This is a genomic window from Pseudoalteromonas sp. NEC-BIFX-2020_002, assembly GCF_013002825.1.
Classification (GTDB): domain Bacteria; phylum Pseudomonadota; class Gammaproteobacteria; order Enterobacterales; family Alteromonadaceae; genus Pseudoalteromonas; species Pseudoalteromonas neustonica.
Window position 1 is genome coordinate 232,444 of sequence record NZ_JABEPJ010000003.1, and the last position, 12,403, is coordinate 244,846.

General features: G+C 39.2%; 13 protein-coding genes and 2 tRNA genes. 8 read left to right on the plus strand and 7 right to left on the minus strand.

Annotated features, from left to right (window positions below; translation table 11 throughout):
• The first annotated feature begins 15 nt into the window (after positions 1 to 15).
• Both HJP15_RS05385 and HJP15_RS05390 read left to right on the plus strand, forming a co-directional pair.
• Positions 16 to 414: a response regulator gene (locus tag HJP15_RS05385; protein ID WP_235575787.1), complete on the plus strand. Its 399-nt coding sequence runs from the start codon at positions 16 to 18 to the stop codon at positions 412 to 414.
• A gap of 9 nt (positions 415 to 423) precedes the next feature.
• On the plus strand, positions 424 to 720 hold the full coding sequence (locus tag HJP15_RS05390; protein WP_054206321.1) for a PilZ domain-containing protein: 297 nt from the start codon (positions 424 to 426) through the stop codon (positions 718 to 720).
• 3 nt (positions 721 to 723) lie between these two features.
• Here HJP15_RS05390 and HJP15_RS05395 read toward each other — a convergent pair whose 3' ends face one another.
• On the minus strand, positions 724 to 1,914 hold the full coding sequence (locus tag HJP15_RS05395) for a class I SAM-dependent methyltransferase (RefSeq protein WP_054206322.1): 1,191 nt from the start codon (positions 1,912 to 1,914) through the stop codon (positions 724 to 726).
• A 138-nt stretch (positions 1,915 to 2,052) separates the two neighbouring features.
• Here HJP15_RS05395 and HJP15_RS05400 point away from each other — a divergent pair, with 138 nt between their 5' ends.
• Together HJP15_RS05400 and HJP15_RS05405 are read left to right on the plus strand one after the other, a co-directional pair.
• Positions 2,053 to 2,718 carry an HD domain-containing protein gene (locus HJP15_RS05400; RefSeq protein ID WP_169326956.1) on the plus strand — a complete coding sequence of 222 codons (666 nt, stop codon included), beginning with the start codon at positions 2,053 to 2,055 and terminating at the stop codon, positions 2,716 to 2,718.
• A complete protein-coding gene (locus tag HJP15_RS05405) occupies positions 2,715 to 3,110 on the plus strand; it encodes a VOC family protein (RefSeq protein WP_170173199.1) in 396 nt (131 codons plus the stop codon). Before HJP15_RS05400 ends, HJP15_RS05405 begins: the two co-directional genes overlap by 4 nt.
• Here HJP15_RS05405 and HJP15_RS05410 read toward each other — a convergent pair.
• The 3 genes from HJP15_RS05410 to HJP15_RS05420 form a co-directional block, all read right to left on the minus strand.
• Complete coding sequence (locus tag HJP15_RS05410) at positions 3,107 to 4,096, minus strand: response regulator (RefSeq protein ID WP_054206325.1); 990 nt, start codon at positions 4,094 to 4,096, stop codon at positions 3,107 to 3,109. The genes HJP15_RS05405 and HJP15_RS05410 overlap by 4 nt on opposite strands.
• Positions 4,096 to 7,437 carry an MHYT domain-containing protein gene (locus tag HJP15_RS05415; protein WP_170173200.1) on the minus strand — a complete coding sequence of 1,114 codons (3,342 nt, stop codon included), beginning with the start codon at positions 7,435 to 7,437 and terminating at the stop codon, positions 4,096 to 4,098. The genes HJP15_RS05410 and HJP15_RS05415 overlap by 1 nt, the downstream gene beginning before the upstream one ends.
• Before the next feature lie 186 nt (positions 7,438 to 7,623).
• A complete protein-coding gene (locus tag HJP15_RS05420; RefSeq protein ID WP_054454944.1) occupies positions 7,624 to 8,604 on the minus strand; it encodes an ion channel in 981 nt (326 codons plus the stop codon).
• Positions 8,605 to 8,719: 115 nt separating this feature from the next.
• Between HJP15_RS05420 and HJP15_RS05425 the strand changes: the two genes are divergently transcribed.
• Positions 8,720 to 9,421 carry a M48 family metallopeptidase gene (locus HJP15_RS05425; protein ID WP_170173201.1) on the plus strand — a complete coding sequence of 234 codons (702 nt, stop codon included), beginning with the start codon at positions 8,720 to 8,722 and terminating at the stop codon, positions 9,419 to 9,421.
• Positions 9,422 to 9,476: 55 nt separating this feature from the next.
• On the opposite strand, the gene HJP15_RS05430 is transcribed toward HJP15_RS05425, so the two are convergent.
• A tRNA-Tyr gene (locus HJP15_RS05430) sits at positions 9,477 to 9,561 on the minus strand.
• 49 nt (positions 9,562 to 9,610) lie between these two features.
• Positions 9,611 to 9,695, minus strand: a tRNA-Tyr gene (locus HJP15_RS05435).
• A gap of 112 nt (positions 9,696 to 9,807) precedes the next feature.
• Here HJP15_RS05435 and HJP15_RS05440 point away from each other — a divergent pair.
• The 3 genes from HJP15_RS05440 to HJP15_RS05450 all read left to right on the plus strand — a co-directional run bounded on the left by HJP15_RS05440 (position 9,808) and on the right by HJP15_RS05450 (position 11,497).
• The gene (locus tag HJP15_RS05440) at positions 9,808 to 10,329 is read left to right on the plus strand and encodes a VC2046/SO_2500 family protein (RefSeq protein WP_054206329.1); all 522 of its coding nucleotides are present in this window, start codon (positions 9,808 to 9,810) and stop codon (positions 10,327 to 10,329) included.
• Between the two features lie 146 nt (positions 10,330 to 10,475).
• Positions 10,476 to 10,793: a DUF6172 family protein gene (locus HJP15_RS05445; protein ID WP_054206330.1), complete on the plus strand. Its 318-nt coding sequence runs from the start codon at positions 10,476 to 10,478 to the stop codon at positions 10,791 to 10,793.
• A 104-nt stretch (positions 10,794 to 10,897) separates the two neighbouring features.
• A complete protein-coding gene (locus HJP15_RS05450) occupies positions 10,898 to 11,497 on the plus strand; it encodes a hypothetical protein (RefSeq protein ID WP_231659088.1) in 600 nt (199 codons plus the stop codon).
• A 601-nt stretch (positions 11,498 to 12,098) separates the two neighbouring features.
• On the opposite strand, the gene HJP15_RS05455 is transcribed toward HJP15_RS05450, so the two are convergent.
• Positions 12,099 to 12,338, minus strand: coding sequence for an RNA recognition motif domain-containing protein (locus HJP15_RS05455; RefSeq protein ID WP_170173202.1), 240 nt, complete (start codon positions 12,336 to 12,338; stop codon positions 12,099 to 12,101).
• Positions 12,339 to 12,403: the final 65 nt, after the last annotated feature.

Sequence of the window (12,403 nt, forward strand, 5' to 3'; positions counted from 1 at the left end):
TTATTTTTGAACATAATGAAGGAACAAATATTTACTATGCCCTCAGCAGATAAAAAAAATCTACGTTTGCTTGTTGTTGATGATGAGTACTTTAATTTTGAAATGCTTAAAGGCGCACTATCAGCAAGTTTTGAACTAAGTTATGCTGATTCTGGAACTCACTGTTTATCATCAGCGATAGCCAATCCACCAGATGTAATTTTGCTTGACGTGTGTATGCCGGGATTAGATGGTTATGATACATGTAGGATGTTGAAAAATACGCCAGAAACGCGTCATATACCTGTTGTTATGGTATCGGGATTAGAGTCAGAACAAGAGCAAAAAGCCGGCTTTGAAGCGGGTTGTGACGCTTATGTCGTAAAACCCTTTTCAGTGGGTGGATTATTAGAAAAAATAAACACGGTCGTTTAGGAGAACAGTATGCTTAATGAAGAACAACGTAATTTCAAACGTATGCAGATCAACGCACAAGCAAAATTAGTAACAATAGAGCCAATTTCAGATCAGCATTTTGATGCGGTGTGTGTGGATTTAAGTGCGACAGGATTGTCAGTACATTTAGATGAGTTACTTGAAGTGGGCACAATTGTAAGAGTGAATATTAATTCGACAAGCGCAAATATAGCGCCGCTTGATGCGACCGCTAAAGTGATCCGCGCCAGCAAAGAAAACGATGGCACGGTCACAGCAGGACTTGAAATCATGCATTTTAACTAGCGATTAGTAAACTTTACAGATCAAGCCTTTTAAGTAAAAACCTTCAGGGTAGCTGCCAGCAATAGGGTGATCGGCTGCTTGGTTTAAACGTTCCATAATCAATAAGTCTTTCCCAGCATCAAGAGCTGCATCAGCAACCACTTTTTGAAACAAGTTTTGTTCCATTAACCCCGAACATGAAAAAGTGAGCAATGTGCCGCCAGGTTTAAGTATTTGCATTGCAATCATGTTGATATCTTTATAACCACGACACGCACCAGTAAGCTGGGCTTTATTATCCGCAAATTTTGGTGGATCCATAACGACTGTATCAAAAAGCACGCCGTCTTCACGGTATTGACGTAATAATTTAAATACGTCTTGCTTAACAAAGTCCACTTTACTGAGATCAAGATTATTATGCTCAATATTGCGTTTAGCAGTATCTAGGGCTGGTTGTGATACATCAACATTAGTAACATGCTCACAGCCACCACGTAATGCGTACAATGAAAATGTACCTGTGTAGCTAAAGCAGTTAAGTACTTTTTTATCTTTAGAAAAACGTTCAAGGGCTGCACGGCTGTCGCGTTGGTCAAGGTAAAAACCTGTTTTGTGACCTTCAAGAATATCAACTTCGATTTTAAAACCGTTTTCTTCAATTAATACAGGCTGCTCAGGTTTATTACCCCATAATACACCCATCGTAGGTTCTAAACCTTCTTTGGTGCGTACTTCAACATCTGAGCGCTCATACACATCACAACCAGGGAAAATACTGATTAATGCGCCTACAATTTCACCTTTATGACGCTCAGCGCCAGCACTTAATAACTGACAAACGAGCACATTATCAAATTTATCAATAGTAACGCCTGGCAGAAAATCAGACTCCGCAGCACATAAGCGAAACCCCGTTAAACCACCTTCAATGATTACTTGTTCGCGTGCGTCGAATGCACGACGTAAACGACGCTCAAAAAATGCCTGATCAATGATTTCTTTTTCGTCAAAGCTCCATACTCGGGCTCTAATTTGTGAGTGTGGGCTGTAGGCGGCAGTTGCTAAAAATTTACCATCGTTATCATGGATAGTTACCGTATCACCTAACCCAGGTTTACCTTTTATTTTTTTTATGGCTTTTGAAAACAACCATGGGTGTTTTCTTTTTAGTGATTTTTCACGACCAGCTTGTAGGTATACGGCAGATGACATTGGGCTTCTCATTACAGATGAATTAGCAGGCTATTTTAGTGAAGCAAGGGCGAACATACAATGAATGTTTTGCACAAGCCCCTATAAGCACGGTAAAGTAACTGCAATTGATTGTTTTAATTTGAAACGACGTTATTTATGAACCAAGAAATTCCATTACCGGTGTCATTACAACAACTCGAAATTGCTTGTAAAGGGTTTATTACTGAAGTTGTGTGTGCCGATGTTGCTCACGATATTACCCATATTGAAAGAGTCGTACGCGTAGCAAAGCAGCTTTGCATTGCAGAGCAAGCCAATATGGCTGTGGTACTTCCTGCTGCATGGCTACATGATTGTGTAGCCGTTGCGAAAAACCACCCTGATCGTGCAAAAGCGTCAACGATGGCAGCAGATAAAGCGATTTCTTTCTTAGCTTCAATAGGGTATGACCAGCAATTTTTTGCTGCCATTCATCATGCGATTGTTGCCCACAGTTTTAGCGCTAATATACAAATACAATCGGTAGAGGCACAGATTGTGCAAGATGCTGACCGTATGGATGCATTAGGTGCAATAGGCGTCAGCCGTTGTATGAAGGTTGGTGGATCAATCAGCCGACATTTATATCACCCGCAAGATCCATTTTGCCAACAGCGTAAAGCGGATGACACACTATATACACTCGATCATTTTTTTATTAAGTTACTTCACATCGCAAAAAGTATGAACACGCCTTCAGCGAAAACGGAAGCAAAGCGCCGCACTGATTATATGTTGGCGTTTATAGAGCAGTTAAAGTCAGAAGTGGGGAAAGAACTATGACGTGTCCATTGTTAGTTGGGGTCGATCATTGCCATTTAAATGTGGCAAACCTTGCCGAGTCGCTTATTTGGTACGAATCAGTGTTGGGTTTTACAGTGATCCCAGAGCTGGCCTTTTGGAATGAAGGCACAGGCCCATTAACGTTAGAGGATCGAGGGGCAACTGTCAGGCTTGCTCTTTTTGAAGGTGAGGGCACAAGTAAAGGGATTGCTTTTGGTGCGACAGGTGAGCAGTTTTTGGCATGGTTGAAACATCTGAAAGACTTAAATATAAAAACGGTGCTGGCTGATCATAAAGTAACTTTTTCGGTGTATTTTAAAGATAATAGCGGTAATAGCCATGAGATCACATCACATGACTATCAGTATATTGCAGGCCACCTCAACAATTAGTTTTGATAGGTTGAGTAAATATCCATAATCGCATCAATTTGCGCTGTAAATAAATGGACAAGCTCAGGGTCAAAATGAACGCCGGCTTGTTCTTGCAAAAATTTTAGTGCATCTTCAATAGGCCATGGCTCTTTATAGGGGCGTTTTGAGGTCAATGCATCAAATACATCGGCAATCGCAACAATACGGCCTTCAATTGATATGTTTTTGCCTTGCAAACCGTTAGGGTAACCTGAACCATCCCATTTCTCATGATGTTCTATCGCAAGTAAGTGCGCCAATTGAAGCAAAGGTGACGAAGAGTTTTCAAGAATTTGCGCACCTATTTGAGCGTGCTCTTTCATATAATCAAACTCGCTTGCCGTTAGTTTTCCTGGCTTGAGCAATATCGCATCAGGGATCCCAATTTTCCCAATGTCATGCATTGGTGCCGCTTGCTTTAACAGCTCAGCATGCTCTTCATGCATGCCATAGGCAAGTGCAAGAATTTTACTGTATTTACTCATCCGAACAATGTGCTCACCTGTATCGGTGTCTTTATATTCTGCGGCTCGCCCTAAACGGTGAACTAAATCTACATGGGCTAATTTTAATTGCTCAGCCTGAATGAGTGATAAGTGTGTTTTTACTCTTGCACGAACGATTGCAGGGCTGATTGGCTTGGTTATGTAATCAACCGCGCCTAATTCAAAGCCTTTAAACTCATCGCTTTCATCACTCAATGCAGTAACAAAAATAATCGGGATATGTGTAGTTGTAGGGTTGCTCTTAAGGCGTTGACATACTTCAAAGCCATTCATATCAGGCATCATGATATCAAGTAGTATAAGCTTAGGTGGTTCTTTTTCAACTAATGCGAGTGCGGCATCTCCCGATTTAGCAAACGATAGACGATAATGTTTGCTTAAGACTTCACGCATTACTTTTAAGTTGGCGGGTTCATCGTCAACAATAAGGATTCTTGGGCGCTCAGTTATTAAGTCCATCATTGTGTTTCCATATTATCAGTCTGATTAAGTCGTTCAATTAATAATTTAAGGTTACTTTGGGCATTATCAAAATCAAATAGGTCAAAAGATTCTACTAAGGCAGTAACTTCACTTTGATAAATCTGTGGTGCACCAGCGGCTATTTTTGCTAAGAACTCATCGTTAAGCTCGGCGTTTTCAGCGTCTTTGAAAAGTAGTTCACACATTGATTTAAGTTCACTGAGTGATAACTCGCGTGTGTTTTTTTCAGGTTCATGGTGTGGCATGCAAGATGATGTCTTCTCGATTAAAAGCTGACTCACCGTATTTAACTCTGTTTGTAATTGTCTAATGAGTTGAGTTTGTTGCTGTAATGTTTGGCTTTTTTCTATTTCGGAGAAAAGCTTCATCATGGTTGGTAAACCTAAATTACCCGATAAGCCTTTAAGGGTGTGTAGTGTGCTATTAGCATTTTTTAATGCAGCTAAGCCATTTTTAAACATAGTGTCGTAAAGTGGGTGTTGTTCTTTTAAAAAACGCTGAATTTGTGTCAACTGCTTACATTTACTGCCCCAAAGCAGCTGCCCTTTTTTGAAATCTATGTGCAGCGCTGTTGGATCTGTGTGGGCAATCAAGGTTTCTTTTTTCAGTCCAAAACCCAAAACTTGCGAAATTTCTTGGTTTAGTTGGTTTATATCAACCGGTTTATTCGCAAATCCGTTCATTCCCGCTTTTTTCGCTGTTAGCTTATCTTGCTGTAAAACACTGGCTGTTAGCGCAATAATAGGCACGTTTTTTAACTGTCGTTGCTGCTCTATTTTACGTATTTTTTGCGTTGCTGTGATGCCATCACATTCAGGCATATGAATATCCATCAAAATAACATCAAAGTCTTGTTGCTCAAAAATGGCCAGCGCCTCTAAACCATTACACGCGGTGCTGACGGTATGCTTATCTCGAGAAAGTAATAAACGCAGTAGCTCAACATTTTGCTCAATATCGTCAACCACTAAAATACGCAAAGGAGGTAATTGTGTATGTAGGCCATCAAAGTAGTTAATTAAACTTTCATCTCCTTCACCAAGTGGGAGTGAAAAGAAAAAACAGCTGCCTTTATGTTCTTCGCTGACTAGATTAATAGAACCGCCCATTAATTCGACGAGTTGTTTGCTAATAGTCGTGCCAAGGCCTGTTCCACCAAAGCGACGGGTCGTGGTGCCATCAGCCTGTTCAAATGGCTGGAATACAGCTTTAAGGCGATCTTTGGCAATACCAATACCAGTATCTTGCACTTCAAAAAATAAATAATTGTTTTGAGTCGTACTCACGGTTACATCCACAGTCCCTTTTTCTGTAAATTTAATTGCGTTGCCAATTAAGTTTGTGAGTACTTGCCTGATTCTATCGGGATCGCCATAGTAGGCAGTATGCACTGACTCTTTGATGGTAAGGTTTAACGCTAGATCTTTCTTTTTGGCTTCTAACCAGAACGTTGAGATAATGCTGTCGAGCATAGGTTGGAGGTTAAAATGCACAGGCTCAATAGTCAGTTTCCCTTTTTCAAGTTTTGCAGAATCGAGGATCTCGTTAAGTAAGCGCAGTAGTGAGCGTGCTGCATTATTTACGGTGATTAAATGTTTTTGCTGCTCCTGATCAAGCGGAGTGTCCATCAATAAGTCACTAAAGCCAATGATTGAATTCATTGGTGTGCGAATTTCATGGCTCATATTTGCCATAAAGGACTGCTTAGCTTGCGCTGCATCTTCTGCGGCTATTTTGGCGAGCTTAAGCTTATCTTCGTATTTTCGTCGCTCGCTTATATCAACAAGCACACCGTCAATCCAAATAGCTACGCCATGCTCATTAAATTCAAAACTACCTTTCTCAAGTACCCAAATTAGATTTCCGTTACGGTGGCGTACTCGATATTCAATTGAATATTGCGATTTATCTGTAATCGCCTGATCAATTGCTTGGTTAATATGTGGAATATCATCTTTATAAAGTAAATTACCAAACTCGATATTTTTATTAATAAACTCAGAGGGTATGTAACCAGTTAGTTCATGAATACTAGGGCTGATAAAAATCATGCTCCATTGTTCATTTATATGGCAGCGAAAAACAACACCAGGCATATTATCCATTAAAGAGCGATATTGTTGCTCTTTTTTGACTAGGTTTTGTTGTAGGGTGCGTTGTTCGCTTAAGTCTGTGATAAAGCCAACGAACAAGGAATTATGACCAGGTTGGTTGACTTCACCTATGCCAAGTCGGATAGGGAATAAGTGACCATTTTTATGTTTTGCGAACACATCACGATTAATGCCAATAACTTTCCCTAAATCAATATGGTCTGCTTTAGAAAGATAATCATCATGATGATTAGCAATGTCATCAGCCATCAGCATTTTAACATTTTTTCCTCGAACTTCGGCTTCACTCCATCCAAAAATACCTTCTGCAGCATTATTAAAGCTTAGAATATGGCCAAGGTGATCAATTGTAACTATGCCATCAATCGCAGTGGATAAAATGGCTTCTAAGCGTGATTCGTTACCTGTTTTTTCTTCTAACAACATCCGGTAGCGAACCATGCCGTTTATAATAGCTACAATTGCCGTTAAAAGCATGGTAGAAAAAACGACACTGATGGCCACAAAGGTAAGTTGTGAATCTTTGCTACTGTCATTTAATAATGGGGATGTTGCAACAAATCGTGTGGCGGCCATTCCCATATAGTGCATGCCCGCAACGGCAAACCCGAGAATAATCGCACTGATCAGCCTTGCTTGAATAACTGTAAATTTAGGGAAATGCTGGCTGATATTAAAACGTGTGTACAAGGATATAAACGCAAGTACGACAGCCACAATAATTGATAAACCAAACATGAGTGGGTCATACCGAAGTAGCGGGCTCAACTCCATTGCTGCCATCCCACTATAATGCATGGTCCCGATACCTGCGCCTAACAAAACGGATGGTACGAGTAAATCTATGAATTTTTTATTACTTTTAACTAATAAAGAAATAGCCGTTAAACAAGCCAAAAAAGCAGGAATAAAAGAGAGGAAAGTGATTGCAGGGTCGTAGCTAATATTAGTACACAAAGAAAAAGCTAACATACCAATAAAGTGCATACTCCAAATACCACCAGAGAGCACGAGCGCAGCGGTTGAATTTGCGAGCCTTTGATAGCTCTTAAAGCGAGTTTCTTTTGCCAGATCAATTAAATATGCAGAGAAATAGGCCGCAAAAATGGCCGTTAAAATTGATAGCGTCACCAAAAAAGGGTTAAAAACACCATTTATAATTAAACTAGGGTCTTGATTCGTAATAAAAAACGTTGCAAGCATAATGGCTCAAAATATGGCTTATCCAATAAGTTCACTCATGGAATGCGACAGAAATTAACAAAAGCAAAGCACTTAAAATCAGTGCACTACATTATATAGGTTATAACTTTAGCATTATTAACAGTTGTTTTTATAGCGAGTTTTGCCCAAACCTGTAATTTATTATTCTTTCAACTTGAAAGAAGCCTAGCGAGTCATACGTTTTACAAAGACAACTACGAATAAAGCTAATGAGAAACTACCGCAAAATGCTTCTACAGCGGCGATAAAACGAGAAAATCCGGTTGGCGTAATATCGCCGTAGCCTAACGTCGTAAATGTAACAACACTAAAATAAAAACTATTGAGTAATGCTGATAAATTATCATTGAAAGAAGCGGATAAATTTAGTTGGAGCGTTTCTCCGGCATATACAACGCCAAAGATAAAGTAGCAAAATGCACAAAAAATGATTAAGCCTAAGCTAAACCTAATGACGTTTTCAGGTTTTTCGCCATATCCACACAATAAGTTGATAGCACTGGATGCTAATTGTTTTTTAGAGCCTTTGGGGTATTGCGCATGGCGCATTCTTAATTCTTTATAGGTAAAGTTACCAGCGAGCTCGAAAAGACCTTGTTGTTCCGATGCTTTACGTAGGTTTCTAAATATTTCTTCAGATTGCTCAAATAGGTCTAGCGCAGTGTTGCGATCTGATTGTTTAAGGGCTGTTTTAGCTTGGCTCTCTTGTAATAATTCAACACCTAAATCAATTTTATCAATGCGCGTGTTGTCCAGCTTAATTCCTAATAAATTAGTATGTTGCAAGTTACAGTAGTGCAGGTTAGCCTCACGTAAATTTGCTTTCATTAATGAGCTGTGTGCGATTGTATTATTAAATAGGTGAGCACCACTTAAATTTGCTCGATAAAAATTACTGTAAGATAAATCAAATCCTTCTTCATCATCATGCTTTATTAGGCTTAAACCTGTTAAGTTTGCACGCTGTAACTGAAGACCTTGCAATAAACCTCCTTTTTTAGCATAACGTTCTAATTTGTGACTCAGCTCAAGGCCCGATTTATCAAACTTATTATCATGCCAAAAACAAAAACCTGAGCCCATATCTATTTCCTGGCATTGATGCCCATCGGGGGAGGTATACTTACAACAAGGCTTATCAGGCATAATCGGATGCTGCTTTTTAAATTATTCTTAATTATAGGTTAGCAGTTTTTTTGCAAGGTAATATAATAACTCGAAAATTATTCCATATTGCTCACCGTAGCACTAAGAGTTAAATTTGTTTGAATACACATTAAAGCGCAGTCGCCGTCGTAAAACCGTGGCAATTAAAGTTCATCAGCAGGCTGTGACAGTTTATGCACCTATAGGTGTTGCTAAAAAAGAGCTTGAGAGTTGGTTGTTGAGTAAAACAGATTGGATCAATGTGCAAATTACCAAGCAAAGACAGCAATTAGACACAAGGCAATACCCATTAAAAAATAATCGGGTGGTTGTTTTTGATGATGTTGTACAATTAACTTTTGCTGTAAGTAATCGTAGCCATTGGTTGTTAGTGAAAAATCAGTCTGTGACCACTTTGCAACTCAGTATTTCTGGTCGAGTTAAGCATCAACAATTAATGTATCAAACATTATTAGAAACCTTTTTACACGAACAGTTAGAAAGTTACATTGAAATGCGGGTTAATGATTACTGTTTGAAAATGGCAGAAGCGCTGCCTAGCAATATTCGGATCCAAACTTATAAACGACGTTGGGGTAGTTGTAATCGACGCAGGGAACTTACCTTTAATTTATTGTTAGTCAGTGCACCACAGTACATTATTGATTATGTAATTGTGCATGAGCTTGCACACTTGAAGTACTTAAATCACAGTGCGCCATTTTGGCTACGCGTTAGTGAATTTTACCCGAACTATAAGCAAGCAACAAAGTGGTTAAAACAACACGGTGCAAGTTTACAATGGGTATTTGATTAATAAAGAATAAAATTAGAAAAAGTAAGTCTAGAACTAGCAAAGCTAGAAAGAAAAGTGGTGGAGGGAGCTGGATTCGAACCAGCGAAGGCTGAGCCGTCAGATTTACAGTCTGATCCCTTTGGCCGCTCGGGAACCCCTCCACACTAATTTTGTCGCATTTGGCCCCACTTAACTTAGCGGTAAGAAAAGTGGTGGAGGGAGCTGGATTCGAACCAGCGAAGGCTGAGCCGTCAGATTTACAGTCTGATCCCTTTGGCCGCTCGGGAACCCCTCCAATGCAACGGCGCTGATAATAGCAAAATCAGCATTTAAGTAAAGAAAAAAGCTAAAGAAAAATGAAATAAAGCCGATAAATATCTATTACCTACTTTAATCGGCTAAAGTCTATGCAAATCGATGATTTGTTAATCACAGAGAGTCAACTTAACAATCGTCTTGCCATAAGTGTGAGTGAATCACGTCGTGGCGAGTTTGCTTTGTTATTGGCAATGCTTTCTCATGATGCGTTAGATTTTAGTCAGTTTCATCTTCCTAAAACGCCCATAGATGCGAATGTTGTTGTTGAAGATGAAGATCAATTGCGTAAAAAATTAGGAGCAGGGCCAAAACAAGTACTTGCACCAACAGAGTTTGATATGTTGATTGGCCAACATAATGCGCAACGCCTTAATGATGGTGGGATGAGTGACCTTCGATTACGTGCATGTCTAGCGCCAGAACCGCTAGCTATTCGTGATGATAAAATTCATATCCCACTAAATATTATTGATAACTGTGAATTAGTCACCCGTAAACGCCACCAACATAAAGAAACTCAGCTCGATAACCCACAAATGGATGCGGCAGCTTTTTACGACAGCCTTAATAATGAAGCACTTCATCAGCCGTTGCACTTATCTCAAGCTTGACATTAATGTGTCATATTTTGACACTAGACTAATTAATTTACTTTAGTGTAAAAAAAGCATCCAAAAATTAAATGCAATTGCTATAATGACCTCAAATGGTGTTTCATAAATACCATTATCATTTAATAAAGGTAATTAGGAACGTAATGAAGAAAACATTCACGCTGAATCACGAGAAAATCAAATATCCACGTATGGTTGATGCTGCAAAGCATGAAGTAAAAAAATATTTGAAAAGAGAGCGTAACAAAACCTTACCATTTGATGCTGACTACTGGGCATTTGATTGTAAGTTTGGTAATACAGCAGACGATGCACAAGTAGTGCATGTTGCTGAGATAAATAATTCTATCAGTGAAATTGAAAAGCAAGGCTTAACGTCCTTCTACGTTGAAATCATCGCACGCGCTGCACAGCGTCAAGAGCCTGTTGATGAGGAAGAAGAAGACGAATCTGAAGCATAATTGCATCTTTTCGCTAAAAGAATGGGCTTAACTGCCCATTTTTTGTGCCTTTAATTAATCCAGCTTTAAGGTATACTCAAAAAAACTCTTAATAAGGATTTTGCGTGTTTAACCGATCACTACGTATTTTATTTTTTAGCTTATTACCATTTTCTGTTCATGCAACAAACACATGCTTGCAAGATGAAACTAGCTTAACGAAAAACACTTTAACTGAGCAAGACTGGCGTTACGCCACCGATCCGCATGGAAGTAAAGCACTAACAAAAGCGAGTTTGCTGTCAGAGGGGGCAATTTGGGTTAATTTCTCGCGAGTGCCTCGCGTGGATGCCAAAAATAACTCGTGGGTGGAGCTGATTTATGATCTACCAAAAGGTGACTTAAAGGGCGCTGAGACAATACAGCTTACCTATCAAAGCAGTCGTGATTTAGTAGTAAAATTATCTCAAAAAGAATACGGTGGGAAGGGCGATAAAAGTTATGCGCACTATCAACATATTTTGCCTAAAGCCAAAAAGTGGGTAAGCGCATGTATTAATGTTGCTGATTTTAATCGACCTAGCTGGACGCCAACGAATTCAAAGGATTTAGGTATTATTAAAGCGCATGTAAGTGCGGTTTATTTAGTGCCTGATTTAAAAGATGATGAAGGTGGTAACGCGGTCATTCAAGTAAAGTCTATTACGTTATTACCATTAAAATAATGGCATACCAATTAAATAAAACACTGTATTTTAGCAAGCTAAACTCCCGTACATTATAAAGCTGGTATGTCACTTTACGCGTTTACCAATCTGGATAGATATGGAGTCTATTTAATGACAAAAAATTGCGCTATAACTAGGGCGTGTTGACCTTTGTGGATTGAAATTTGTTCAATCTAGGGGCGATTTAATCGCGGCGCGAGGTTTGTAACCTAGCGGGCTCGATAACTGCTCCTGCGTTATTCTACTGGCTCACATCCATGTGAGAATAAGTAAAAACCGAGCAAAGCTTCCGCGTCCTGCTCACGCCCCTTACCTACATCCGTGTAGGCAACAAAGAGTCAATCGCCCCTAGGAAGAACCCTTTGGGCAGCGCATGTTTGGCATTTATACTGCGTTATCGCCTATTTATGGGGAACAACCACACGACATAGGCTCTGCCTTGCCTAAATACCAAATAGACTGCTGCAAAATCAATCACGAAAGGTCAACACGCCCTAGGCAAAAATTTTTATATCTAGTTGTTCTAAATAAAAAATTTTAACGACGCTATAGCGTGATTTAATTCGTTAAATTGTTCAAATATTTATGCAGATTGGTATTAAGCGTCAGCTTTTTTTACTCGGATTTTTCTTTTATCTACAGTGCTTTGATTTAATGCTTTAATTGCTACAGAAGCTTCAGCATCATTAGGCATTTCAACAAAGGCAAAGCCTTTTGATTGGCCTGTTTCTTTATCAAGTACTAAATTACAATCGGCTACTTTACCGTGCTCAGTAAAAAGAGTGCGAATTTCATGCTCAGTAATAGTGCGAGATAAGTTTCTAACTAATAGTTTCATTATATGAACCATGGTTTAAAAATAACTAACGTGATTGTCTCAAGGAAAAGCAGTTTGACCTAATG

Excerpts from the sequence above, each read along its gene's own strand:
- HJP15_RS05385 (WP_235575787.1), top strand. The coding sequence starts at position 16 with ATGAAGGAACAAATATTTACTATGCCCTCAGCAGATAAAAAAAATCTA.
- HJP15_RS05390 (WP_054206321.1), top strand. The coding sequence starts at position 424 with ATGCTTAATGAAGAACAACGTAATTTCAAACGTATGCAGATCAACGCA.
- HJP15_RS05395 (WP_054206322.1), bottom strand. The coding sequence starts at position 1,914 with ATGTCATCTGCCGTATACCTACAAGCTGGTCGTGAAAAATCACTAAAA.
- HJP15_RS05400 (WP_169326956.1), top strand. The coding sequence starts at position 2,053 with ATGAACCAAGAAATTCCATTACCGGTGTCATTACAACAACTCGAAATT.
- HJP15_RS05405 (WP_170173199.1), top strand. The coding sequence starts at position 2,715 with ATGACGTGTCCATTGTTAGTTGGGGTCGATCATTGCCATTTAAATGTG.
- HJP15_RS05410 (WP_054206325.1), bottom strand. The coding sequence starts at position 4,096 with ATGGACTTAATAACTGAGCGCCCAAGAATCCTTATTGTTGACGATGAA.
- HJP15_RS05415 (WP_170173200.1), bottom strand. The coding sequence starts at position 7,437 with ATGCTTGCAACGTTTTTTATTACGAATCAAGACCCTAGTTTAATTATA.
- HJP15_RS05420 (WP_054454944.1), bottom strand. The coding sequence starts at position 8,604 with ATGCCTGATAAGCCTTGTTGTAAGTATACCTCCCCCGATGGGCATCAA.
- HJP15_RS05440 (WP_054206329.1), top strand. The coding sequence starts at position 9,808 with ATGCAAATCGATGATTTGTTAATCACAGAGAGTCAACTTAACAATCGT.
- HJP15_RS05445 (WP_054206330.1), top strand. The coding sequence starts at position 10,476 with ATGAAGAAAACATTCACGCTGAATCACGAGAAAATCAAATATCCACGT.
- HJP15_RS05455 (WP_170173202.1), bottom strand. The coding sequence starts at position 12,338 with ATGAAACTATTAGTTAGAAACTTATCTCGCACTATTACTGAGCATGAA.